The organism is Paraburkholderia flagellata (genome assembly GCF_021390645.1).
Taxonomy (GTDB): Bacteria; Pseudomonadota; Gammaproteobacteria; order Burkholderiales; family Burkholderiaceae; genus Paraburkholderia; species Paraburkholderia flagellata.
Genome location: NZ_JAJEJT010000003.1, coordinates 268,332 through 292,433, shown reverse-complemented (window position 1 = coordinate 292,433; position 24,102 = coordinate 268,332). Strand labels below are relative to the sequence as shown.

The 24,102-nt window shown below is 63.1% G+C and carries 19 protein-coding genes; 10 read left to right on the top strand and 9 right to left on the bottom strand.

Going from position 1 to position 24,102, the window contains the following annotated elements; all coding sequences use genetic code 11:
- Window positions 1–16 precede the first annotated feature (16 nt).
- A complete protein-coding gene (gene ptsG, locus L0U83_RS24990; RefSeq protein WP_233886864.1) occupies window positions 17–1,795 on the top strand; it encodes a PTS glucose transporter subunit IIBC in 1,779 nt (592 codons plus the stop codon).
- A gap of 55 nt (window positions 1,796–1,850) precedes the next feature.
- The gene (locus tag L0U83_RS24985) at window positions 1,851–2,114 is read left to right on the top strand and encodes a hypothetical protein (RefSeq protein WP_233886863.1); all 264 of its coding nucleotides are present in this window, start codon (window positions 1,851–1,853) and stop codon (window positions 2,112–2,114) included.
- Between the two features lie 72 nt (window positions 2,115–2,186).
- On the opposite strand, the gene L0U83_RS24980 is transcribed toward L0U83_RS24985, so the two are convergent.
- The 6 genes from L0U83_RS24980 to L0U83_RS24955 form a co-directional block, all read right to left on the bottom strand.
- Entirely contained in the window at window positions 2,187–3,623 is a 1,437-nt protein-coding gene (locus tag L0U83_RS24980) for an aldehyde dehydrogenase family protein (protein ID WP_233886862.1), read from the bottom strand.
- A 28-nt stretch (window positions 3,624–3,651) separates the two neighbouring features.
- The gene (locus L0U83_RS24975) at window positions 3,652–5,073 is read right to left on the bottom strand and encodes an amidase family protein (protein ID WP_233886861.1); all 1,422 of its coding nucleotides are present in this window, start codon (window positions 5,071–5,073) and stop codon (window positions 3,652–3,654) included.
- Between the two features lie 101 nt (window positions 5,074–5,174).
- Window positions 5,175–5,561: a cupin domain-containing protein gene (locus L0U83_RS24970; protein WP_233886860.1), complete on the bottom strand. Its 387-nt coding sequence runs from the start codon at window positions 5,559–5,561 to the stop codon at window positions 5,175–5,177.
- Window positions 5,562–5,624: 63 nt separating this feature from the next.
- The gene (locus tag L0U83_RS24965) at window positions 5,625–6,917 is read right to left on the bottom strand and encodes an NAD(P)/FAD-dependent oxidoreductase (protein WP_233886859.1); all 1,293 of its coding nucleotides are present in this window, start codon (window positions 6,915–6,917) and stop codon (window positions 5,625–5,627) included.
- Between the two features lie 58 nt (window positions 6,918–6,975).
- Entirely contained in the window at window positions 6,976–8,526 is a 1,551-nt protein-coding gene (locus L0U83_RS24960; RefSeq protein WP_233886858.1) for a DUF3138 family protein, read from the bottom strand.
- Between the two features lie 321 nt (window positions 8,527–8,847).
- Complete coding sequence (locus L0U83_RS24955; RefSeq protein WP_373321107.1) at window positions 8,848–9,969, bottom strand: polyamine ABC transporter substrate-binding protein; 1,122 nt, start codon at window positions 9,967–9,969, stop codon at window positions 8,848–8,850.
- Between L0U83_RS24955 and L0U83_RS24950 the strand changes: the two genes are divergently transcribed.
- Complete coding sequence (locus L0U83_RS24950; RefSeq protein WP_233886857.1) at window positions 9,968–10,999, top strand: helix-turn-helix transcriptional regulator; 1,032 nt, start codon at window positions 9,968–9,970, stop codon at window positions 10,997–10,999. The genes L0U83_RS24955 and L0U83_RS24950 overlap by 2 nt on opposite strands.
- A 105-nt stretch (window positions 11,000–11,104) precedes the next feature.
- Here L0U83_RS24950 and L0U83_RS24945 read toward each other — a convergent pair whose 3' ends face one another.
- From L0U83_RS24945 to L0U83_RS24935, 3 genes are all read right to left on the bottom strand, one after another.
- Complete coding sequence (locus L0U83_RS24945) at window positions 11,105–11,521, bottom strand: universal stress protein (protein WP_233886856.1); 417 nt, start codon at window positions 11,519–11,521, stop codon at window positions 11,105–11,107.
- A gap of 224 nt (window positions 11,522–11,745) precedes the next feature.
- The gene (locus L0U83_RS24940; RefSeq protein ID WP_233886855.1) at window positions 11,746–13,374 is read right to left on the bottom strand and encodes an EAL domain-containing protein; all 1,629 of its coding nucleotides are present in this window, start codon (window positions 13,372–13,374) and stop codon (window positions 11,746–11,748) included.
- Complete coding sequence (locus L0U83_RS24935; protein ID WP_233886854.1) at window positions 13,371–15,239, bottom strand: sensor domain-containing diguanylate cyclase; 1,869 nt, start codon at window positions 15,237–15,239, stop codon at window positions 13,371–13,373. Before L0U83_RS24935 ends, L0U83_RS24940 begins: the two co-directional genes overlap by 4 nt.
- Before the next feature lie 356 nt (window positions 15,240–15,595).
- Between L0U83_RS24935 and L0U83_RS24930 the strand changes: the two genes are divergently transcribed.
- The 7 genes from L0U83_RS24930 (at window position 15,596) to L0U83_RS24900 (ending at window position 24,070) form a co-directional block, all read left to right on the top strand.
- On the top strand, window positions 15,596–16,285 hold the full coding sequence (locus L0U83_RS24930) for a potassium channel family protein (RefSeq protein WP_233886853.1): 690 nt from the start codon (window positions 15,596–15,598) through the stop codon (window positions 16,283–16,285).
- Between the two features lie 307 nt (window positions 16,286–16,592).
- Window positions 16,593–18,431, top strand: a complete 1,839-nt coding sequence (gene atzF / locus L0U83_RS24925; RefSeq protein ID WP_233886852.1) for an allophanate hydrolase — start codon at window positions 16,593–16,595, stop codon at window positions 18,429–18,431.
- A 46-nt stretch (window positions 18,432–18,477) separates the two neighbouring features.
- The gene (locus tag L0U83_RS24920; RefSeq protein WP_233886851.1) at window positions 18,478–19,575 is read left to right on the top strand and encodes a BMP family ABC transporter substrate-binding protein; all 1,098 of its coding nucleotides are present in this window, start codon (window positions 18,478–18,480) and stop codon (window positions 19,573–19,575) included.
- Window positions 19,576–19,605: 30 nt separating this feature from the next.
- Window positions 19,606–20,760, top strand: a complete 1,155-nt coding sequence (locus L0U83_RS24915; protein ID WP_233886850.1) for an ABC transporter permease — start codon at window positions 19,606–19,608, stop codon at window positions 20,758–20,760.
- A complete protein-coding gene (locus L0U83_RS24910; protein WP_233886849.1) occupies window positions 20,753–21,679 on the top strand; it encodes an ABC transporter permease in 927 nt (308 codons plus the stop codon). Before L0U83_RS24915 ends, L0U83_RS24910 begins: the two co-directional genes overlap by 8 nt.
- A gap of 82 nt (window positions 21,680–21,761) precedes the next feature.
- Window positions 21,762–22,454: a biuret amidohydrolase gene (gene biuH, locus L0U83_RS24905; RefSeq protein WP_233886848.1), complete on the top strand. Its 693-nt coding sequence runs from the start codon at window positions 21,762–21,764 to the stop codon at window positions 22,452–22,454.
- A 2-nt stretch (window positions 22,455–22,456) separates the two neighbouring features.
- Complete coding sequence (locus L0U83_RS24900) at window positions 22,457–24,070, top strand: ABC transporter ATP-binding protein (protein WP_233886847.1); 1,614 nt, start codon at window positions 22,457–22,459, stop codon at window positions 24,068–24,070.
- The last annotated feature ends 32 nt before the right edge of the window (window positions 24,071–24,102 follow it).

The window sequence follows — 24,102 nt, the reverse complement described above, 5'->3', positions numbered from 1 at the left end:
TCAGAGGAGACTCGCCATGTTCAAGCATGCCTTCGGGGTCTTGCAGAAAGTGGGCAAGTCGTTGATGCTGCCGGTCGCCGTGCTGCCGGTGGCCGGCCTGCTGCTCGGCCTCGGCGCGACCGACTTTCACGGCTACGTGCCGGCCATCGTACTCGCGCTGATGAAGAACGCGGGCGACGTCATCTTCGCCAACCTGCCGCTGATTTTCGCCATCGGCGTTGCGCTCGGCTTTACCGAGAACGATGGCGTTTCAGGTATCGCCGCGACGATCGGCTACCTGGTGATGACGGCAACGCTCGGCGTAATCGCCAAGGCCGAGGGCGTCGAACCCGACACGATCATGGGCATTCCGTCGATCCAGACGGGTGTGTTCGGCGGCATTCTGGCTGGCGCGCTGGCCGCGTGGATGTTCAACCGCTACTACAGGATCTCCCTGCCTCCCTATCTTGGGTTCTTCGCCGGCAAGCGCTTCGTGCCCATCGTGACCGCGATCGGCTCGATCGCGCTCGGTGCACTGCTGTCTGTCGTGTGGCCTCCCATCGGCGGCGCGATCAAGGCCTTTTCACAATGGGCCGCGGTCTCCGACCCGCGCACCGCCGCCACGATCTACGGCTTCGTCGAGCGGCTGCTGATCCCGTTCGGCCTGCACCACATCTGGAACGTGCCATTCTTCTTCGAAATGGGGAGCTTCCTCGACCCGACGACGGGCAAGGTGGTTCACGGCGACATCACCCGCTTCTTCGCCGGCGACCGCACCGCCGGGATTCTGGCGGGCGCGTTCCTCTTCAAGATGTTCGGCCTGCCGGCGGCAGCCATTGCAATCTGGCACTGCGCGAAGCCTGAGAGAAAAGTCGCCATAGGCGGCATGATGATTTCTGCCGCGCTGACCTCTTTTCTCACCGGCATTACTGAGCCAATCGAGTTTGCATTCCTGTTCGTCGCGCCGGTGCTGTACTTTATCCATGCGTGTCTCGTGGCCACGACCCAGTTCGTGGCCAATACGCTCGGCATGCACATGGGTTTCACTTTCTCGCAAGGCGCCATCGACTTCGTTGCGTTCAATCTGATCGGCAACAAGTCCACACACGCGTGGTACGTCTTTATCCTGGGGCCCATCTACGCAGTGATCTACTACGGCGTGTTCCGCTTCGTCATTACGACCTTCGACCTGAAGACACCGGGCCGCGAAGTTGACGACGTCGAGGCGCCCGTGCGCATCACGGGCGGCGCAGGCGGCCGCGCACGCGAACTGGTGCTCGCTTTCGGGGGGCGCAGCAACATCAAGAACCTCGACGCCTGCATCACGCGTCTGCGCATCTCCGTCAACAACCCTGCGCTCGTTGACGACGCCCGGTTGAAAGCACTCGGCGCAGCGGGCGTCCTTCGCGTCGGCGATGCCGTGCAGGCTATCTTCGGGCCGTTATCGGAGAACATGAAAACCGATATGCAGGAATACCTGAAGAGCGCCGGCAGCGACGCCGACCTGGAACCGGCCGCCTCCCCAGCGTCGACTGGCGCGGCGCAGGCCGCCGAACGACCGGCCGCGGTCGCCAACGCGACGCAACAGCAGGCGCGAGCGGAAAAGATCCGCGCGGCGCTTGGCGGCGCCGCAAACATCAAAAAGCTCGAAGCGCTTGCAGCAACGCGGTTGCGCGTCGCACTATCGGACGCATCGCGCGTCGACGCTGCCGCATTGAAGGCAGCTGGTGTCCCGGCAACGCAGGCGCTCAGTAATGGCGAGGTCGACCTGATCGTGGGACTGGGAGCGGAAAACCTGGCAAGTGCGATGCGCTAGGCGTCAGGTCGGACGCGGCGGCTATCGTGGGCCATTTTCGAACGGGTAGGAATCCATGGAAAAAATCGACTCGTACAAAGGCTTTGAGATCACCGTGAAGCTTGAGTCTGTGCGGGCTGTGTCGAGCGAATTCACATTTGGGGCGCCGGTGGGGTACATCGCGGTCGTGAGTGTCTGCGCAGCGGACCCGAAAAGACCCATCGGCGTACCCATTCGCCTCGTCACAGAAGAAAATCGCGCCTTCGGCACGGAGGATGATGCCTTCACGGCAGGCTTTGGCGCCGCGCAGCGGGCGATAGACGACAGGACTGGCTCTTGAGGTAAAGAGCCGCCTGCTCATTCAATCTCGGCGGCCGAAGCGAGGCCCGGCGTGCGCCAGTACGATCAGGCGCTACGATGCCCAACCAGAAATCGCCCTGGATTCGAGGAACTCTTCGATCCCGAACACACCACCTTCGCGAGCGCGGCCGGAAGCCTTGATTCCGCCGAATGGCGATCCGGCTCCACGCGGCTGACCGTTCATTTCGATCATGCCGGAACGCAGTCGTGCGGCCAGACGATTGCGCCTCGCGCCATCGGTCGACTGAACGTAGTTTGTGAGGCCGTAAGGGGTGTCGTTGGCGATAGCGATCGCCTCTTCTTCGCTTTCAAATGGAATGATTGACAGCACCGGCCCGAAGATTTCCTCACGGGCGATGGCCATCTGATTATTGACGTCGGCGAAGATTGTGGGCCGGACGAAGTAACCCGTTTTCTGACCATTCGGACGACCGAGTCCGCCGACGACCAGTCGCGCACCTTCGTCGATGCCCTTCTTGATCATTTCCTGCACCTTCTGGAACTGAGCTTCGGACGCGAGCGGTCCGATGTGCTTGCCGGTGTTGTGGGCGGCGTCAACAGTCACCGTTTCGGCAATCTTCGTTGCGTCACTTACAACTTGATCGTAGATGGACCGTTCGACCAGCATCCGCGTGGGCGCGTTGCAGCTTTGTCCGGTGTTATGGAAGCAATGGAGCACGCCTCGTTTGACCGCGCGGGGATCTGCGTCCGCAAACACGAGATTGGCACCCTTGCCGCCGAGTTCGAGCGACACCCGCTTGAGGGTTTCAGCGGCAGCCCGGGAAATGGCGATTCCGGCGCGCGTCGAGCCGGTGAAGCTGATCATATCGACATCAGGGTGCGACGAAAGCCGCGTGCCCACGCCGTTGCCATCGCCGTTGACCAGATTGAAGACCCCCTTGGGGAACCCTGCTTCGTGAACATGCTCGGCAAAAAGCATAGACGAGAGCGGTGCAATTTCGGAGGGCTTGAGAACCATCGTACAACCCGCGAGGAGTGCCGGGATGACCTTTAGCGTCACCTGATTCATTGGCCAGTTCCAGGGCGTGATCAGACCGACAACGCCTATCGGGGCCATGAGGATACGGTCATTGGGAGCATGCGGTCCGAGCGGACGCTCGAATTCAAAGTCCCGGAACGCCTTGATGAAGTTCTCGATGTGCCAGGTGCCGGCTCCGACCTGATCCGACAGCGCCATGTCGATCGGGGCGCCCATCTCGAGGCTGATCATGTGGGCCATCTCCGGAGCGCGTCGCTTGTAGATTTCAAGAAGACGCTCAACGAGACGCAGACGCTCGGCGGGATCGGTGCGCGACCAACCGTCGAATGCGACACGCGCCGCCTCAACCGCACGGTCCGCGTCCGACGCGCTGCCGATCGAGATGACGGCGCAGGCCTGCTCAGTGGATGGATCGATGACGGGCAACTCGACGTTCGCTGCCGGGGCCACCCAGTTTCCATCGATATAAAAGTATTTTTTTTCCAGCACGGTATCTCTCCAGATTTGAAATTCGAATTCAGGCCGCGCGGGAGCGCACTGGCTCGATCGGCGTGCAAATACCGGCGCGCGCCTCGATCGCTTCGCCGGCTGCCAGACACAGCGTCTCCTGGAAACGTCCGGCGACGATCTGCACGCCCGTCGGCAGCCCTGCGCTCAAGCCTGTCGGCACGGCAAGGCCCGGCAGGCCGAGGATCGCCGTCGCGGTCAGCGGGCTTTGCGCTTCGATGATGCTGCGCATCTGCGCATCGCCTCGCTGGTCCTCGTCGATGCAGAACGGGCGCTGGCACGAAACGGGCATCAGCAGCAATGGGTAGCGCTGGAAGAACGCTTCCCACTCGCGCAGAAGACCAGTCCGGCGTGCGAGCGCGTTGACGTAGCCGGCCAGATCGAATGGCGACGCGAGCCGCCGCTGACTGCCGAACGCGTTGCGTATCGCGGCGTCGCCGCTCGCCTCGATCGTTTCGGCAAGACCGCTCAACGCTTCGGTCGTGACGAGGTTGAGCCAAAGCTCGCAAGCCTCGTTCAGACGTGGCGGCGCCACTTCCTCGACGATGCAGCCGGCCTCTTCCAGCCATCGCGCGGCCCGCCGCACCGCGTCGGCAACGGTAGCGTCGGTAGGCACGCCGGGCAGTTCCTCGCACACGGCCACGCGCGCGGGAAACCGTGGTTCAACCGCACCGGGCGCAACGGGCACGCACCATGGGTCGCGCGCGTCTGGCGCCGCCATGGCGGCAAGCGCGAGGCGCAGGTCGCTGACCGTTCGTGCCAGTGGTCCCTGCACAGACGCGAGTTGAACCGCGAGCGTTCGCTCGCGCGCCTGAGTCGGGTTGTACGCCGGCACACGGCCCGAGGTCGGGCGCAGGCCCGCCACGCCGCACGCATAGGCAGGGTGGCGGATCGAGCCGCCCAGGTCGTTGCCGTGCGCGATTGCCCCGATCCCCACGGCAACCGCCGCGGCGGCACCGCCACTCGAACCGCCGGGCGTGAGTTGCGCGTTCCACGGGTTCAGCGTGCGGCCGTGCAATTCGTTGTCGGTGAACCAGCGATACGAGAATGCCGGCGCATTGCTGCGGCCGATAATGATCGCACCGGCCTTGCGCAGATTCGCCACCACCGGGCTGTCTTCGCGGGCGACGAGATCCTTGAACGCTACGACGCCGTTGGTGGTCGCGCAGCCGGCCATGTCGACGTTCACCTTGACCGTCACCGGCACGCCGTGCAGCGGACCGAGCGGATCGCCACGTCCCACCGCCGCGTCGGCTGCCTGTGCGGCAGCCAGCGCGCTTTGCGCGAGTACGTCGACAATCGCATTGATCTGCGGGTTGACGGCCTCGAGCCGTTGCAGACAGCTCTCGACCAGTTCCTCCGACGACACGTCTCGAGACGCGACACGCGCCGACATTTCGGTTGCGCTCAAGCGCCACAAATTCTCTTTCACGTTACGCTGCTCCTTGCTCTGCAAAACAATGGGTCCTCGCGAAGGCCGGATGGCCCCGCGCCTGATCGCTGGCGTCCCTTCCGCCAGCGCGCGTTGTTCCGCTACGCCTCGGCCTGCTTCGCCTGGGGCGCGTACGACACGAAGATCTTCTGGCACGCTTCCACGACTTCCCATGTACCGCGGAAGCCATGTGGAATGACAAACCGGTCACCAGTGCGCAGCACCTTTTCCCCGCCCTGTGCGTCGCGCACCAGGCAAACGCCGCTCAGCATTTCGCAGTACTCCGATTCTTCGTACTCCACAGTCCATAGCCCACATGTGCTTTCCCACAGGCCGCTGCTGAATTGCCCGCACGGACTGATGTAGCGGTGTTTCAGCGTCTGCACGGGATTGCCCGCGAGCAGGAGTCCCCGCGGCAGACGGTATTGGGTGACTTCTCCTTCATCCTTCATCAGGTCGACGATATGCGCGACGTTCAGCATCTTCATTCTCCAGTCTTCCTCACGTTCCGTAATCCTGCGGGGCGGCGCCTACTGCAGCCGTCCCTGCGCTCAAAACATGTCCTGCATCGCATGCCACGCCATCGCCAGTGCCAGCATCGGCTTTCGCAACAGCGGTCCGCCCGGGAAGTCGCGATGCCGGATCCGGCCGAACAGATCGAAGCGCGCTGCCTGTGTGCCGACCGCCTCCGCGATCAGCCTGCCCGCGAGCGCCGTGACGTTCACGCCATGACCGGAAAAGCCCTGCGCGAAATAAACGCTTGGCGCGAGGCGGCCAAAGTGCGGTGCGCGGTTCATCGTCGCGTCGATGAGACCGCCCCACGCGTAGTCGATCTTCACGTCCGCGAGTTGCGGAAAGGTTTTCAGCATGTCGAGGCGCATGGCCTCGCCTGTATTGGCCGGCAAGCGGGTCGAACAACTGGCCCTGCCGCCCCACAGCAGCCGCCCGTCTTTCGACAGCCGGAAATATTCGAGCGCATGATTGCTGTCGCAAATCGCGGCATCGGCGGGCATCAGTGCGCGCGCCCTCGCCTTTCCGAGCGGCTCGGTTGCGATCACGTAAGTTGCCACCGGCAGGATCTTGCGCTTGAGCGTGGGCGCGAGCCGACCGAGGTACGCGTTGCCCGCGAGCACGACGTAGCGGGCCTCCACCTGCCCTTTCTCGCACAGAACCTCGTGGCCCACAGCGTTCTTGCGCAAAGACACCGCGCACGTGTCTTCGTAGAGTGAAACACCGGCTGCCTTCGCAGCGCGCGCGAGCCCCAGTGCGTAGTTGAGCGGGTGCAGGTGGCCGCTGTCCTCGCTATAGAGACCGCCCACGTAACGTTTCGACTCGACATAGCTTCCCAGGTCCGCCGCTTCGACATAGCGGTAGCCACGATAGCCGAAGCGCGACGCCGCCTCGTCGCGCCACGCCTGAAGCGCGTCGGCGTGGCGCGGCTTGTTGGCCACGTTCAGGTAGCCGAAGGTGAGATCGCAGTCGATACCGTGCGCGTCGATCTGCTCGCGGACGATCTCGACCGATTCGAGCCCCATGTCCCAGATGCGGCGCACGTCCTCCTGAGACATCGAATGCGCGAAGGTGTCGATGCCGCACGAATATCCCGTGATCAACTGACCGCCATTGCGGCCGCTCGCCCCCCAGCCTATGCGAGAAGCTTCGAGCAAGGCCACTGAGAAACCGCGTTGGGCAAGATTGAGCGCCGTGCAAAGACCGGTGAACCCGCCGCCGACGACACAGACGTCCACGCACACGCGTCCCGCAAGTGGCGCGTGATGCGCCGTGTCATTGGCGCTGGCTGCGTAATACGAGGGCGCGTGCGCCTGATTCCTGAATTTGAGCATAAGCCACGAGGTGCAATGGATAGCTTCGCATCTGCGATGCGAGGCCATGGGTTCTGCGTTAGAACGAGTAGATGAATTGCGCGGCCAGGAGATCGTTCGATTTTGCGTACGATCCGTCATTGCGCAGGAACACCCGGTTGTTGGACCAGTCGTGCCGGTACTCGACCTTCACGATGATTTTCTGCGTCGGGAAAAACAGCACATCGAGCGCGACATCCTGACGAACCGCACCGTTGCACTCGAAGCCAAACCCGCCGCCTGCTTTCGAGCGGGCGAGGCAGTCGGCGTCGATGCCAAAACCGTTGTACGGGTCCATGCCGTTGCCATTGAGCGCGATACCGCCGCCGCCGCCGCCGTTCCTGCTGTTCACGAGCACGTCGTAGCGCGCCGTCACACCCATGTGGCCCACGAGCGGCGCATTGAACTTGCGGTGCGCGAGCAGCGAGAGTCCGTACCACTGCGCGAGACCGCCATTGAACGCCGCGTGCGCCTGCTGTCCGTAATCGAGTTCGGCGTTGTACTGCACGTCGGCGAGCGTGTAGGTGGCGTCTGCCTCGGTGAAAAAGAACGTGCCGTAGGCGCCCGGCGCCTGGCCGCCCCAGCCGTAAGCGGTTTGTCCCGTCGCCGGATCGAACGCGCTCGGAAGCGTCTGTCTCGCGATCGTGAACGATCCGCCAATGTCGAGCGCGCTGCCGTGCAGATAGTCGACACGCGCGCTGAACGCCGGCATCTTGTTGCTGGTCGTGATGGGGTCGCCCAGCGCGTTTACGCCCGTCTGCGTGACTGCGCCGTTCGTACGGAACTGCTCGTTGGCGAGCAGGAACTTCCAGGCCCACTGGTCGCCCGTATAGTTGACGCCCGCGCCGATGGAACTGCCCGGGTCAGAGAAGTCGAACAGCAGGTTGTGCGTGAGCGTCAGCATCAGGTTCGATTGCTGAATCTCGTAACCGGACAGCCCGGGCATCAGGCCGGCCACAACCGCCGTTTTAGCTGTGAGCGGCACCGTCGCGAAAGCGGTATTGAGAATGTTGAACCCGCTCTCGCCGTGCTCGTTCATCATGAAGATGCCCGCTCCGCGGTTCGGCATCAGCGACACCTCGACCGACGGCGCAGTGGGGCCGACCCCGAAGGTCTTCTTGATGTCGAGATACAGGTCGCCGATGGTGCTGTTGTAATACTGGTAGGCGTTCTCGTGGTTCGCGAACAGGAACGAGGAACTGCTCTGTGCGCGGTTGTAGACGTAGGCCGGATCGATATAGCCAGTGATGGAGAGGCCGGCGATGGGTCCCGTAGCGGCCGCCTCGGTCAGCGAATCGACCTTCAGCTGCTGGCTCGCGATCTGCTGTTTCATCGCGTCCACATCGTCATTGGACAGCTGCGCGGGTTGTGTGCCATAGTCCGGCGCCGCAACGTCGACCGCCGGTGCCGCGGTTATTGCACGCGCCTCTTTTTCCTGCTGCGCCTTCAGTTCTTGCCTGAGCGAGCTGACCTCCTTTTGCAGCGCGTCGAGTTGATTCTGCAAGCCCTGCACCTGATCGCTGGTCGGACTTGCCGCCACAAGCCCAGGCAGCGCCCCGGCCACCAGCGCGCATAACAGTCTCTTCTTCATCGAGTTCTTCCCCTTGTCATTCGTCTTTTTAAGAGCGTCTGTCATGAAACAATCCGATCCGCTCCGATCCCGCCGGGCGTCGCCCCAGGGGCCGCCGGCAACGCCACGATCGACATGTGCGCGGCTGCGCAGCCGGGTCGACCTGGCGCAACCCGAACTGCCGAGCGCCTCGTTGCACGAATTTCCGGAACGAGCGTCCCCGCCGCATGCCGGGGCATTCGGTTCGACGTATTGCGGCGCGTCGCGCGCGGGAGATTGGATTCGGGCGGGCGCCGTCGCGCAGGACGGTACGCGCGACGCCCCTTGTTCGAAGGCCTGGCTTTAGCCGCCGGACTTCAACTGCAGCCAGAGACGGTTCTGCAGCCGCGCAATTTCAGCGCTGCGCGGCATGGCGAGCGTCATCTTGTTCAAGACGCTGTCCGGCAAGTACACGTCCGGATCTTGGGCGATAGCCGGCGTTACCAGCTGCCGCGCAGGTTTGTTGGCGCTGGGATAGAAGATCTCGTTCGTGATCTGCGCGTTGACCTTGGGATCCTCGATATAGTTGATCCACTTCATCGCAGCTTCCGGATGCGGCGCGTCTTTCGGCACCGCCATTACGTCGAACCACAGGAGGCCGCCCTCCTTCGGGTTGACGTACTTGATTTCATAGGACTTCTTCGCATCTACGGCCCGCCGGCGCGCGAGGCCCACGTCGCCGGACCAGCCAAGCACCACGCAAACATCGTTATTGACGAGGTCATCCGGGTAGCCCGCCGAACTGAATTGCGTCACGTAAGGGCGCACTTTCTTCAGCACTTCGTAGGCCGCCTGGTAGTCTGCAGGATTGTTGCTGTTCGGATTGCGGCCCATGTACTGCAGGGCCGCGGCAAAGGCTGCGTCCGGCGCGTCGAGCAGTGACACGCCGCAGCCCTTGAGCTTCGACAAGTTCTGCGGATCGAACAGCAGCGCCCAGCTATCGAGCGGCGCATTCTCCCCCAGCCGCTTGCGGACGGCCTGAACGTTGTAACCGATCCCCGTGGTGCCCCACGCCCACGGCACGCCGTACTGATTGCCCGGATCGACCTGGGCGACCAACTTCATGAGCGCAGGATCGAGATTCGCGAGGTTGGGAATCTGCGACTTGTCGAGCTTCTGATAGACGCCAGCGCGAATCTGCTGCGCGAGGTAGTTCGACGTCGGCACGACGACGTCATACGCCGAGCTCCCGGCAAGCAGTTTGGTCTGGAGCGTGTCGTCGCCGTCATAGCTGTCGTAGCGGACGTGAATGCCAGTCTGCTTCTGGAAATTGGGCACCGTGTCGCTGGCAATATATTCGGACCAGTTATAGACGTTCAGCTCGGTGTCGCCGGCCTGCGCGGGCTCGACCGCCGTGATTAGCAAGCTTGCGGCCACGGCGGGCACGATCATGGCAAGGGTACGACGACGCAAACGGGCACGCATGAGAAGTCTCCTGATTGAGGTATTCGTCGTGAGGAACTTTATCTGCGCGTCCGGGCACCGTCTGTCCAGCAAATGCAGGACAAGCGCGAACGCGGATACCCGGTTTCTCCGGAGAATTCCGCGTAGGCAGGCAATATTTTTCGTGATATCAATGCCGCCACCTCAATACAGAAGCGAGCAGACCGTCGTGAGTATGGCGAATAGCGTTCCTGACCTTCAACTCGGCCAGGTTGCATTAGTGACCGAGATGCTGGGCAATGTCGCGCAGGCCGTGGGATCGGCGGTGTTCATTCGGGCGTTGTACGAAAGTGTCGTGCAATTCGTCGACTGCGACGCCGTGCATCTCGACTATGAACGGCAAACGTCGACACACCGAAGCGTCGGCTGGATAGGCAGCTTTGGGCGGGAGCAGGATCTGGTCGCGCAGGTGATGCAGCTCTACTATCAGAGCTATGCGAACGACGACGCGACGTACCAGAGCGTCACCGCCGAAGAGGAGGTAAAGCTCGTCCAGATCTCGCCCCAGAAGGTCGCGAGTGAGCTCAAGCATCTCTTCTTTGATGTTGTCGACGTTCACGACGAGTGCGTCGTGACGCGCCTGATCAACGGCGCGACGTATTCGATGTCCGTGGCCAGGGTACGCCGCCTTCCGCCATTTTCGCTAAAGGAACTGAGCCTTCTCAAACACCTCGCGCGCGTGGTGCTGCCACTTTCGGCCGCGCATCACCGGCTTGCCGGCGCGATTTCGTTAGACGGCGGCTCTCCGGATGTGACGGACAAGAACCCGCTGGCGCAGTGGCTTCCGCAGCTCCACGGCAAGCTTACGGTGCGTGAAGCGCACGTATGCTCGTCCTTGATCAATGGCATGACGACTCAGGCCATCGCGCAATCCATGGGTGTCAAGGCATCGACAGTGAACACGTATGCAAAGCGTGCGTTCGAAAAGCTGGGTGTGAATACCCGTCGCCAACTGGTTGCGCTCGTGCTCAAGAGCGCACCAACGGGCTACGATGCACGCGCGACGCACTGAGCCCGCCTCCACGCGCGGACCCCGCAAAGACAACGAATCAGAGCTGCCGAGGCCCGGCGCCGACAATTGCGGAGCACTTGAGGCTACAGGAGCGTCGTGCAGATGTCAGTGGAGCATCGTGACCGGGGTTGAAGTCAGGCGCCAGAGCCTGGCGAGGACGGTCCATCTGTGAAAAAAACCAAGGTGGCTTGCGTCAAGCAGCACGATATCCGCATGCCCCTTCGCCGCGTACTGCGCGATTGTCCGCTCTGGCGGCCCAAATACGCGTTTCCACGTATACGGAACTCCGGCATCATCGAGAATCGCCCGCGTCCGCATAAGCGCATCGAGCGCGCCCTGTTTCTCCCGTCTGTGCAGCGTTGCGGGTGAATGAAACGCGACCGCGCGGCCCTGCGCCACGTCATCGAGCACTTCGATGATCTCAACCTCGGATACGCATCGTTCAGCAAACAGGAACGCTCCATGCCGCGCCGCTTCGGTTGCCCCTTTTGCACCGAGCACAGGAATAAGCAGTTTCAGCACAGAAGACCTCCAGTCCACACACATCCGGCCATCTCGGTTAGATTGAAGCATGGACATCACCAGGATGACGTAAAAGTACAAGAGCAGCGCATAAAAATTTCATCAACGCCAAAACGCAGTCAACGCTGTCACGGATGGTGGTGTCCTGTGAGCGACGGGACTGAATGACGGTGACACCCAAATACCTGCCTTTGTAGAAGCAGCGGCTCGACCGGCAGCGTTCGTTACGCCGCCTTCCTGGCGAGCGAATCCGCCAGTTGGCCGATCGCCATGGGCCTCGCAAAGTGCCAGCCCTGGGCGTACTCGACGCCCCGGTCCTTGAGGTAGCTGGCCTGTTCCGCAGTCTCCACGCCTTCTGCGATGAGCCGAAGTCGCAGATCCTTACCGAGTCCGATGATGTGCGCGACGACATGATTCTTGACAGACGCGGTGTCGATTGCGTCAACGAACGATTTGTCGATCTTGAGGTAGTCGGTGCCAAGCGTCTGCAGATACGAGAGACTCGAGTAACCCGTGCCAAAGTCGTCGATGGCGACAGACGAACCCATTCCTCGTATTTCCGCCAGAATCGGTATTGCCTGGTCGGGCTTGATCAAGCTGCGCTCCGTGGCCTCGAACATGAAGTTGCGTGCCCTCGCTCCCGTCACGCGCGCGATGAAATTCTTCAGGCGCGGCACGACGTCATTGGACTGCATTTCGGAGGCCGAAAGATTGATGGAAATGTGGAAATTGGGGTATTTCACGAAGAGGCCAGCCAGATCCGCAGCGGCCAGCTCGAAGACATGGTCGGAAATTTCCTCGATCAGGTTAGATTCTTCTGCGACAGCGATGAAGTGATCGGGTCGAACGTGTTCCCCGGTGCTCCGGCGCCAGCGCAGCAGAGCCTCGGCACCCACCCACTGGCCGGTTTTCAGATCTACCACGGGTTGATAGACCAGATAGAACTCCTTTCTTCTGAGCCCCTCGCGGATGGCTTCGGAGATTGGGAGTGCCTTGCGCGCCGAGCGGACCATCAGGAACATCAGCACCGCCATCGCGCAAGCTGCGCACGACATAACCAGTATGCCGGCATGATGAATTCGAGCGTTCGCATCATTCGCAGGAATTGCGGCAAACGCGAAGTAATCGTACCTCGGCGAGCGCCACAGCGAAACGATCTTGTCGTGCTCGATAAATTGTGCATGCCAGCCGTGGCCCAGACGGGCACGCCAGGCTGGATTAAACGTTCCGCGAGACATTCTGACTTCGTTGGAACTGTAGAGCACCGTGCCGAGCGCAACATTGGGGGCCTTGGTATCAACATCGATCGGCAACGTGGGGGAAACGATCGCCGAGTATCCGTTTGTGGCGGCCGTGACCACGATCACAGGTTGTGATCCGACATTGCTGGAGAGAGACAGATTAGCCTTGCGCAAGTGGACCAGGCCTCCCGCGGTGTACTGATAGGTCGCGGCTGGCAACAGAATGCCGTCACCATGGCGCCCATAGGAAGAGCACATAAGGCGGTTGTTCGCGACATATCCCACTCCTTGCAGTTGCCCGTATTTCAGGTCGAGCTGCGCCATCAGCGCGAGATTCTGCGGTGAGCAGGGAACTGCATCCTGTGCCTGCAGATCGCTAATCGCGGCGCGCACCTGGTCACTCGAGCGCTCACTGCGCTCCAGGACTTCTGCCGCTATCACGTTCAGCTTTGCAAACTCTTCGCGCATGATCTGGACGCGCGCAAATCCAAACGCGATACCAGCGAGCAAGCCGATGGCCAACGTCCCGACAACCGCTGTGAGCACAGCGGCCCTTATGCGGCTATCAAATCTTTGGCTAAAAAGACGGACATAACGCGCAAAGGATGTCATTTTCCGTGCTCCACACATAGCGGAGCCCGAACCTCTACTTCGCAATCCGTCTCAACTCGATTACGTCCCGAGCGCTTCGCACGGTAAAGCGCGGCATCGGCCCGCGCTTTCGCGCCTGAGAGATCGGCTTCGCCATGCTGATACATCGCCACGCCGATACTCACTGTCACGCGTATGACGTGTCCATCGTCGAGGGGGATCGGCGTCGCAGCGGCGAGCCGGACCCTCTCCGCGATAACGCGCGCCCGCTCGGGTGTAGCACCTTGCAGGATGGCCGCGAACTCCTCTCCGCCCACCCGCGCCGGCAGGTCCCGCTCGCGAAGCACAGCATTGAACCGCTCGGAGACGACCTCCAGCACGCGGTCGCCTGCCGCATGTCCCCAGGTGTCGTTGACCTGCTTGAAGTAATCGAGATCAATTGCGAGGATGGCGAGGGGACTCTCGCTTCGCTGTGCGCGCGCCACTGCACGCTCGCTCGCACGGTCGAAATGACGCCGGTTGGGGAGTTTCGTGAGCGAGTCGAAATCCGCGTCGGTACGCAGTTGCCGGATCTGCTCGCATTGCTCGCTGACGTCGATCAGGGCGACGAGCATGAGGTCCTTTTTTTCGGCTTCGCCGGCGTCATCCGGAAGATCCGTGCACCGCACGACCATGAAGACAGATCCCGCACGCGTAAGCATGACAACCGGTTCGCCGGAACCCCGTACGCCGGGATCATTCCAGTCTGCCGGGTTGGCAAAGAGGTTCGCGAAGGGCTCGCCGACTGTCGCTCGCTCGCCGAAAATGTCCGTGAGGGTCTCGCTGCCTAGCTTGATCCGTCCCGTGCCGCGTTCCACCAGTGCGATGGGAGTCGGGAGGTTCCCGATGACCGTCGAGACGAAAGCGCCCCACGTTTCCACCTGATCACGCAGCCGGTTTTCACGGCGCAGCAGGACGACGCCTCCAATCAGGAGCACGATCATGATGGCCATGCCGACCAGATTGATGTACAGGCTATGCAGCCACGGGAGCCGGTACGCGTCCACCGAGAAGCCAAGGTCGAGCGTCAGGCTGTTGCCTGCCGGGCCGATGGCAACGCTGCGGGAAGTGACCAGACGCAGATCTCCGTCTAGTGGCGAAACCACGTAAGACGTCGAGGGAGTCGGCCCGTTAGCCTTCAGGTGCTCGATGTGGTACGCCGATCCAGTCTTGGCGACCGCAATGGATGGGTAACGGGCGAGGAGAAGGTCATCAGAAGTGCGAAGGAGTGCCGCGCTCCCCGGCGGAAAATCGACACCCTCCGTCAGCCACTGATCGATTGGTACGATGATGGCTATGCGAGCGTCAAGCGTCCCCGCTTCGCTGCGATGGTCCCTGACAAAGAGCAGACCCCAGCGCGAGTCATAGTGAACGGGCTGAGCGTAGGAAGGAGACTCGACGTTGGTGCCCCGCGGTGACGCCACGAACTCCGGGGCATGGCGTTCGATTACCGGGTCCGAGACTGCAAGGAGGCGCCCGGCGGGGTCGAACACGGCGATCGACACCGCGCCGAGTATCTCCCTGTCCAGCGACGCCAATTGCGCGAGCTTGCGGTTGTTGAGCGTCGAAGTCTCGATGGCGTCGCCGACAGCAATTGTGGTCAGATCGACCACCCTGGCGTGGTCCTCGATGTGCAGCGCAAGGGCCGAGGCAAGCGTGTCGAGGCGCCGGGCGGTTCGTTCGTTCACGGCGCTGAAATCATGCCATGACTGGCCGATGTTCACGGCGATATGGAGGATCACCAGCAACACCATAGCCGGCAATGCCCGCTTCAACCACGAAATCCGGCGCGGACGGGTCAAGTAAGAAAGTGCCTGGCGTGCGACAGGGGCGGTGAGCGAACTCATGACGGGTCAAATGACAGATAAGCCGTGCCCGGATAACTGGCGCCAACATGCGTTCTAACAAATCCGGGCAGACTCGAAGGAAAACAGCGGTAACACCGATAGCGGGATGCTGCGGGCAATCCAGACGCCCCGTCCGCCTATTAAGTTGACAAGTCAACTATATATTGTAATGTAAGGAATTTGTATGCGTCAGGGCGTCGCCAGTGTTCGCTTAATTCGCATCGTCCAGATCGGCCTGGAGTGCCGCCGTCGCCACAGTTCCTCGGGTCCGGGTGGATGTGCTACCGCCTATACTCCGGTCAAACGCGGCCCGGCCGATGTGGCCGCGATATACGCGAACCAGGGGAGAGATCGCCATGGCCATCCGCACCACGCGCGAAGCGCTGTCGCGCATTTTCTACCAGCGCTGTTTCTGGCTGTTTGTCGTGCTGGTCACGCTCATCGGCGCGGTATCGTTTGTCCCCCCGAGCGACAGCGGCCGCCTCATCCTGAACGTCGTCAATATGTTCCTTGTAATAGCGACCGTGGCAGCGGTCGGCCGTACGACCCTGCCGTTCGTGATCGTGCTGTTACTTGCCATTCCGGCCATGTGGTTCCAGTACCTCGGCCTGTGGCACGACGACGAGACGAGCCTTGCTATATCCTGGATGTTCAGCGCCTCACTCTACTTCATCACTGTTGCGTATCTTCTCCGCTACGTTTTCCAACCGAGGATCATGACGGCGGACAAGCTGTTTGGCGCCGCGGCGGCATATCTGTTGATCGGTGACCTCTGGGCGTATATCTACGCAATCGTCGGATTCTTCTATCCTCAGTCGTACATGATCGTCGGGCAGCCGGGTCGGCTCGTTTATGCCGACGCGCTTTACTTCAGCATAACCGTCCTCACGAGCACAGGCTTCGGCGACATCACGCCACTTACGCGCCCGGCACGCGGCATGTGCATGGTGGAACAGATCACCGGCAGCTTGTTCGTCGCGATCCTGATCGCCCGCCTCGCCGGTGTTTATCCTCCGCGAGAGAGTTACACCGACGGCAAATCATAAAAAGTCAGGAAACTTTGTCGTCTCTGTGTGAGCTTCATGGCGATATGCGTGGACTCGGCGCCCAACCGGGCTGATGCAGGGGCAACGACCGAAGGCTCTCTGCAAGGTCCTGCACGATCTGCGGGATGCGTGCACCAGCGCGGGCACATTTGCGACCCATTCCGGATCAGGGCTGGATGAGGAGACAAACCCTGCCCGGCGTCCACTCCCCCTGAACCCCTTGTCCTGCAAGCGCCTCCGGCAACCAGCGGGTCGATGGCACAGTTGCTGCTAGCTTGAGTCCAAACTTGTATTCAAGATTGGACTCATGTCTAAAGACGCCCGTTTCAGAGTTCGTGCCCTGCTCGACTCCTATGCCCGCAAAAGCACAACGCCTCGCCAGGTCGTCGAGACGTTGATCGCCCGTATCGCGGCCTCCGCTCGCCCGGAAGTCTGGTTGTCGCGCGTGAGTGAGGGCGACCTCGCAACCCGCGTTGCCGAACTCGAAGAAGCGTACGCACGCCTCGGCGCGGCTGTCTTCGAGCGGATGCCACTTTTTGGCGTACCGTTCGCCGTGAAGGACAACATCGACGTCGCCGGCATGCCAACCACTGCTGCCTGCGCCGCCTTCGCCTATACGCCCCGCACGTCGGCCTTTGCAATCGAGCGGCTGCTCGATGCGGGCGCCATCCTCGTCGGCAAGACGAATCTCGACCAGTTCGCGACGGGCCTCGTCGGCACACGCTCGCCCTTTGGCGGCGTGCGCCAGTTCGAATCCGATGCATACGTCTCGGGCGGATCGAGTTCGGGTTCGGCGGTCGCGGTTGCAGCCGGGCTCGTCGCGTTTTCACTCGGCACGGACACGGCAGGTTCCGGACGTGTTCCCGCCGGCTTCAACGAACTCGTGGGTCTCAAGCCAACGCCGGGCCTCGTCAGCAAGCGCGGCGTGGTGCCGGCGTGCCTGAGCCTCGACTGTATATCGATCTTCGCGCACGACGTCGGCGACGCGTGGGAAATCCTGTTGCAGATGGCAAAGTACGACGGGAAAGATGGCTACGCGCGCCGCGTACCATCACTTGGGCTGACCCACGCAGCGCTGCGCCTCGCTGTGCCAGAGCCGTTGACATTCTTCGGGGACACGCAGGCGCAGCAGGCCTTTGCCGCCACGCTCGACACGATTGCCACGCGCCTTGAGCTGACGCCGGTACACGTGCCGTTCGAACCGATGCAGCGCACCGCGGCGCTGCTCTACGACGGCCCCTGGGTGGCGGAGCGGCGTGCGGCGCTCGGTTCGTTCTTCGAGGCCCATCGCGCCGATATCGATCCCGTTGTCGCCGAGGTCATTGCGAAAGCCGACAACTACAGCGCCGTCGATGCGTTCAATGGCCAGTACGCACTCGCCGCGTTACGCCGTGAAGTCGAAGCGATGTTCGAGGAGATCGATGTCCTCATCGTGCCGACCACGCCCACCCATCCAACCTTTGACGACGTGCACGCGGACCCGGTCGGCGCGAACAGTCAGCTTGGCGTGTACACCAACTTCGTGAATCTGCTCGACCTTTGCGCGCTCGCCGTGCCGGGTGTGCGCCGGGTGGACGGTCTGCCCGCAGGCGTGACGCTGATCGCACCGGCGGGGGCGGACCAGCGGCTCGCCGCACTCGGCGCCAGGATCCAGGCGCTCTTCATGGCGCACGCGACACCCGACGACGACGCCAGCATCGCTGCGAGACCGCTGCCCTTCGAGGAGCCGACGGTGACGCTCGCCGTGGTCGGCGCTCATCTGCGTGGGCAGCCCCTCTGCTGGCAACTGCTCGAGGCTGGCGCGCGGTTCGTCCAGACAACCCGCACCTCGCAACAGTACCGGCTCTATGCGCTCGCGGGCACGACGCCGGCCAAACCGGCGTTAGTTCGCACGCCGAATGAGGCGGGTCAGCCCATCGAGATCGAACTCTGGGAAGTGCCACTGCGCAGCTTCGGCGCCTTTGTTGCACGGGTGCCGGCACCGCTTGGCATCGGCAGCGTGCAGACAACGGACGGGTTGATCGTCAAGGGCTTCATTTGCGAGCCTGCGGCGGTCGGGCCGGGAAGCGGCGCACGCGACATCACCGAATTCGGTGGCTGGCGCGCGTGGCTTGCCACCGCGGTCGAGGCACAAAATCAAGTTTGATATGTATGCCTAATTTTAACGAATTCAATTCATGAGGAGTCCAGCCATGTCCAACCGACGCGATTTTCTCAAGGGTGCCAGCGCCCTCACCCTCGGCAGCGCCTTCCCGTTCGACCTCGTCTTCGGTGCCGAACCGCTCACGGTCGGTGTGATCTATGTCGGCTCGCGCGGCGACTACGGCTACAACCAGGCCCAGGCGCAGGCCGCAGCCGTCATCAAGAAACTGCCGAGCGTGAAGGTCGTCGAGGAGGAGAACGTGCCCGAGACCGTCGCCGCGCAAAAGACGATGGAGGCGATGATCGAACAGGACGGCGCAACGCTGATCTTCGCGACCTCGTTCGGCTACTTTGATCCGCATGTGCTGAAGATGGCCGCGAAATACCCGAAGGTTCGCTTCGCACACTGCGGCGGCCTCTGGAAGAGCGGCAATCCGGCCAACATCTCGAGCTATTTCGGCTACATCGATGAATGCCAGTACCTGAACGGCGTCGTGGCGGGCCATGCGAGCAAGACGAAGAAGCTCGGCTTCGTCGCGGCCAAGCCGATTCCGCAGGTGCTTCGCAACATCAACTCGTTTACGCTGGGCGCGCAATCGGTCGACCCGTCGATCACCACGCATGTGATCTTCACGGGCGACTGGTCCATGCCGGTGAAGGAGGCGGAAGCCGCGAACAGCCTCGTCGATCAGGGTTGCGATGTCCTCACGTGCCACGTGGATGGGCCGAAAGTCGTGATCGAGACGGCCGAGAAACGCGGCGCCATGAGCTGCGGTTACCACGCAAGCCAGGCGGCGCTGGCGCCGAAGGGCTATCTGACCGGTGCCGAATGGGACTGGGCCACGCCCTACAAGCTGCTCGTCACCAACGCGCAGACGGCCAAGCCGCAGCCCAACATCCTTCGTGGCGGCCTGCGCGAAGGCTTCGTGAAGATGTCGCCCTATGGCGTGAAGGTGACACCGGACGCGCGCACCAGTGCCGATGCTGTCAAGGCGAAGATGGTCGCGGGCGACTACGTGATCTTCAAAGGGCCGATGAAGGACAACACGGGCGGCAGCGCCATTGCGTCCGGCACGAGTTACGCGCAGACCGATATCGCGCTCGAGAGCATGAACTATCTGGTTGCTGGTGTGGTTGGCCAGATCTGAGGAATGCTTGCGTCCTCACGAGGAGTTGTGATGTCCGTTTCCCTCTCTCCCGCTCACGGGCAGCCGCGAAGACTGCCAGCAGGCGTCGCGCGCCTGCTGCTTGCCGTATTGCCCGCGTTGCCGACGTTGTGCGCAATCGCAGCTACGCTGGTGCTGTTCGGCGCGTTTCTGCTCGCCCAGGGACAGCCGGCCATCGAGGCCCTCGGCCTCATTGGCCAGGGCGCTTTCGGCTCGTCCTTCGCTTGGCAGAACACCTTGCTGCGCGCCGCACCGCTCATGCTGACCGCGCTATGCGTCGCGCTGCCCGCCCAGGTCGGCCTGATCGTGATTGGCGGCGAAGGTGCACTCGCGCTCGGCGGGCTCGCTGCGGCCGTCGTGCCGCAATGCCTGCCGCACGCGACGCCCTGGTTCATTGCCACGCCCGTGATGGCGATCGCCGGCATGCTCGCGGGCGGCCTGTGGATCAGTGCGGTGGGCGCGATGCGTCAATGGCGCGGCGTCAATGAGACCATCAGCAGCCTGCTGATGTCGTATATCGCCATCGCCGTTTTCAAGTTTCTGGTCGAAGGCCCGTTGCGCGATCCCGCCAGCCTCAACAAGCCGTCGACGCTTCCCATCCCCGACGCCATGGCCATCGGCTCGCTGCCGGGTCTCGACGTGCACTGGGGGCTCTTCTGGGGCGCGCTCGTGTGTCTCGCCGCCTGGGTGCTCGTGCGTCACAGCACGCTCGGCTTTGCCATGCGCGTGACGGGCGGCAACGTGCGGGCGGCGCGCCTCGTCGGTCTGCCTGTGGGTGGGCTCGCGCTCGCCGCCTGCGCGCTGGGCGGGGCATCGGCGGGACTTGCCGGGATGTTTGAAGTTGCGGCCGTACAGGGCAGCGCGAATGCGTCGCTGCTCTCTGGCTACGGCTATGCAGGCATCCTGGTCGCGTTCGCGGCTCGCCAGAATCCGTTCGCCGTGATCGTCTGCGCGCTGATGGTCGGCGGCATCGAGGCGAGCGGCAGTCTGCTGCAACGCCGCCTCGACCTGCCCGACGCCGCCACGCTCGTGCTGCAGGGCCTGCTTTTCGCGAACCTTCTCGCCTGGGAGGCACTTGCTCCTCGCCTCGCGGCCTGGCGCGTCAAGCTCCAGGCAGCGGGACTCGACGCCTCTTCCGTTCCGCTGGAGCGTACTCACCATGTCTGACCTTCATTCTCCCGTGGCGGTGCTGCTGCTTTCGCTCTTCGCGGGTGCCATCCGCGTGAGCACGCCCTATCTGTTCGTGAGCCTCGGCGAGTGCCTCACCGAAAAGGGAGGCCGCGTGAATCTCGGCCTCGAAGGGATTCTCGTCTCCGGCGCGATGTGCGGGTACGCGGGTTCCTATCTTTCGGGGTCGCCTTGGATCGGCGTGCTCGCGGCGGCGGCGGCCGGTCTCGTGCTCGGCTGCCTGCACGGTCTCGTCTGCTCGCTGCCGCGTGTTTCCGATATCGCATTCGGCATCGCGCTCATGCTGTTCGGCACCGGCCTCGCGTTCTATCTCGGCAAGCCGTTCATCGAGCCGCAGGCGCCGATGCTCCCGTCGATCGATCTCGGCGCGTGGGCTGCCTCGCCGCAGGTGCACAACGCGCTGCACATCAACCTGCTCTTCGTGATTGGCGTCGTGCTTGCCGTCGCCCTGCAATGGGGCCTGCGCTCGATGCGCTGGGGCATGACGCTGCGGCTCGTGGGCGAGAACGCCGAGAGCGCCCGTGCCATGGGCTACCCGGTCACGCGCGTGCGCGTCCTGGCGACGGCGGTGGGCGGCCTCTTCGCGGGCGTGGGCGGAGCCTATCTCTCGCTCGTCTATCCCGGCAGCTGGAACGAGGGACTGTCGAGCGGCCAGGGCCTCATGGCCGTCGCGCTCGTGATCTTCGCGCGCTGGCAGCCGCTGCGGTGTCTCTGGGCTGCGCTGCTGTTCGGCGCCGCCGGGGCGCTCGGCCCAGCCCTGCAGGCGATCGGTGTGACGAGCGGCTACTACCTCTTCAACGCCGCGCCTTACGTGCTGACGCTCGCGCTCATGATCGTCAACTGCCGCCCGGACCGCACGCTCGCGGGCGCACCTGGCGAACTGAGCCTCACGCGCTGAGCTTGAACGTGAACGCGACCTGACCCGCCGAAACGAATCCAGAATCGCGTGCGCCTGAAAGCGCACGTCCGGGAGAACGAAAATGACTCACTATATCGAAGCCCGTCCTTACCCGTGGCCTTACAACGGCGACCTGCGCCCCGACAACACGGCGCTCGTCATCATCGACATGCAGACCGACTTCTGCGGCTACGGCGGTTACGTCGACAAGATGGGCTACGACCTCTCGCTGACCCGCGCCCCGATCGAGCCGATCAAGCGGGTCTTGGGCCTCATGCGCGAACTTGGCTTCACGATCATCCACACGCGCGAGGGGCATCGCCCGGACCTGTCCGATCTGCCCGCGAACAAGCGCTGGCGCAGCCGCCAGGCGGGCACGAATGGCATCGGCATCGGCGACGCCGGACCATGCGGCCGCATTCTCGTGCGCGGCGAGCCGGGCTGGGAGATCATCGACGAGCTAGCGCCGCTACCCGGCGAAATCATCATCGACAAGCCCGGCAAGGGCTCGTTCTGCGCAACGGACCTGGAGCTGATCCTGCGCACGCGCGGCATTGCCAACCTCGTGCTCACCGGCATCACGACCGACGTGTGCGTCCACACGACCATGCGCGAGGCGAATGACCGCGGTTTCGAATGCACCGTGCTCGCGGACTGCTGCGGCGCGACCGACAAAGGCAACCACGACGCGGCGCTCAACATGGTCCTGATGCAGGGCGGCGTGTTCGGCACCGTGTCCGATTCGGCGGCGCTTGTTGCCGCCCTGGAGCGCTGATCATGGCGACCACGACGCGCGCGCTCGGCGTCGAAGTGATCGGCGCAAGCAAGTCATTCGGCGCATTCCGCGCACTCGACGACGTCACGATCAAGGTGGCGCCCGGAACCGTCCACGCCCTGCTCGGGGAAAACGGCGCGGGCAAGAGCACGCTCGTGAAAGGGCTCGTGGGCTATGGCGTGCTCGATCACGGCGCGATGCTCGCCGACGAGCGCGAAGTGCACATTACGTCCCCACGCGATGCCCAGGCGCTCGGCATCGGCATGGTCTATCAGCATTTCACACTGGCGGACGGGCTGACCGTCGAGGAGAACCTGCTCCTCGCGCGCGGCAAGCTGCCGTGGAAGATCGACTGGGCGGCGGAGCGCACCGCGCTCGACGCGTTCATGAGCCGCATGCCCTTTCGCCTCGATCCCGGTGCGCCGGTGTCGTCGCTCGCGGCCGGAGAGAAACAGAAGCTCGAAATCCTCAAGCAGCTGTATCTGCAACAACGCTTCCTGATCCTCGACGAGCCGACGTCCGTGCTCACCCCTCAGGAAGCCGACGAAGTGCTCGGCCTGATGCGCACGCTTGCCTCGCGTGGAGACCTCACGGTATTGATGATCACGCACAAGTTCCGCGAAGTGATGGCCTATGCAGACGACGTGACCGTGCTGCGCAAGGGGCGCTTCGTCGCTTCCTGCGCCGTTGCCGACACCGACCGCGACCAGCTAGCCGCGTGGATGATGGGCAGCGACGCGAGCCTCGAAGCGCGTGAGGGTGCTGCCGAAGACGCTGGCGAGGCGCGGCTTGCGCGCCGCACGCACGCGCCTGACGCGCCGGTCCGGCTCGCGCTATCGGGCCTTTCGGTCGTCGACGACCGAGGGCACGCCGCCGTACGGGAAGCCTCGATTTCGATCCGGGCGGGAGAAATCCTCGGGCTCGCAGGCGTCTCCGGCAACGGCCAGAAGGAACTGATCGAAGCGCTCGTTGGCCAGCGCAAGGTCGAGTCGGGTGAGATGCTCGTAGAGGGCGCGCCCTACGCCGCGACGCGCGAAGCAATGACCCGCCTGAGGGTGTCCGCCCTTCCCGAGGAGCCGCTGCGCAATGCCTGCGTCGCGGGGATGAGCGTGGCGGAGAACATGGCCCTTCGCGATTTCGATCGCGCACCGTTGCGGCGCCGGGGATGGTGGCTTGACCGGCGCGCCATGCGCGCAAGCGCCGAGCGTCTGATCGCCGAATTCAACGTGCGCCCGCCGCTGCCCGAGCGCACCATCGGCACGCTTTCCGGCGGCAATGTACAGCGTGCCGTACTGGCACGCGAGCTAGGTCAGGAGGTGAACGTCCTGATCGTTGCGAATCCGGTCTTCGGACTCGACTTTGCCTCTGTGGCGGATATTCACGCCCGTATTCTCGCGGCACGCAATGCCGGCGCGGCTGTCCTGCTCGTGAGCGAAGACCTCGACGAACTGCTGGAACTCGCTGACCGTATCGTCGTGATGGCCGAAGGCCGCCTCGTGTACGAGACGGTGGCAAGCGTTGCGGACCGCGTGGTGCTCGGGCGTCACATGGCAGGTCATGGCGATGAAGGCAAGCCGCAGGCAGCCGAGACTGCCATGCTGCACGCAAGCGCCTGAGTCATGCTTGAACGACAACCCAAAAGGAAAAC

Bases quoted from the DNA above. Each gene is read 5' to 3' on its own strand.
- L0U83_RS24965 (WP_233886859.1), bottom strand. From the start codon at position 6,917: ATGCTCAAATTCAGGAATCAGGCGCACGCGCCCTCGTATTACGCAGCC.
- L0U83_RS24950 (WP_233886857.1), top strand. From the start codon at position 9,968: ATGAGAAGTCTCCTGATTGAGGTATTCGTCGTGAGGAACTTTATCTGC.
- L0U83_RS24955 (WP_373321107.1), bottom strand. From the start codon at position 9,969: ATGCGTGCCCGTTTGCGTCGTCGTACCCTTGCCATGATCGTGCCCGCC.
- L0U83_RS24970 (WP_233886860.1), bottom strand. From the start codon at position 5,561: ATGAAGATGCTGAACGTCGCGCATATCGTCGACCTGATGAAGGATGAA.
- L0U83_RS24920 (WP_233886851.1), top strand. From the start codon at position 18,478: ATGTCCAACCGACGCGATTTTCTCAAGGGTGCCAGCGCCCTCACCCTC.
- L0U83_RS24910 (WP_233886849.1), top strand. From the start codon at position 20,753: ATGTCTGACCTTCATTCTCCCGTGGCGGTGCTGCTGCTTTCGCTCTTC.
- L0U83_RS24985 (WP_233886863.1), top strand. From the start codon at position 1,851: ATGGAAAAAATCGACTCGTACAAAGGCTTTGAGATCACCGTGAAGCTT.
- L0U83_RS24960 (WP_233886858.1), bottom strand. From the start codon at position 8,526: ATGAAGAAGAGACTGTTATGCGCGCTGGTGGCCGGGGCGCTGCCTGGG.
- L0U83_RS24940 (WP_233886855.1), bottom strand. From the start codon at position 13,374: ATGACATCCTTTGCGCGTTATGTCCGTCTTTTTAGCCAAAGATTTGAT.
- L0U83_RS24930 (WP_233886853.1), top strand. From the start codon at position 15,596: ATGGCCATCCGCACCACGCGCGAAGCGCTGTCGCGCATTTTCTACCAG.
- atzF (WP_233886852.1), top strand. From the start codon at position 16,593: ATGTCTAAAGACGCCCGTTTCAGAGTTCGTGCCCTGCTCGACTCCTAT.
- L0U83_RS24900 (WP_233886847.1), top strand. From the start codon at position 22,457: ATGGCGACCACGACGCGCGCGCTCGGCGTCGAAGTGATCGGCGCAAGC.
- ptsG (WP_233886864.1), top strand. From the start codon at position 17: ATGTTCAAGCATGCCTTCGGGGTCTTGCAGAAAGTGGGCAAGTCGTTG.
- L0U83_RS24935 (WP_233886854.1), bottom strand. From the start codon at position 15,239: ATGAGTTCGCTCACCGCCCCTGTCGCACGCCAGGCACTTTCTTACTTG.
- L0U83_RS24915 (WP_233886850.1), top strand. From the start codon at position 19,606: ATGTCCGTTTCCCTCTCTCCCGCTCACGGGCAGCCGCGAAGACTGCCA.
- biuH (WP_233886848.1), top strand. From the start codon at position 21,762: ATGACTCACTATATCGAAGCCCGTCCTTACCCGTGGCCTTACAACGGC.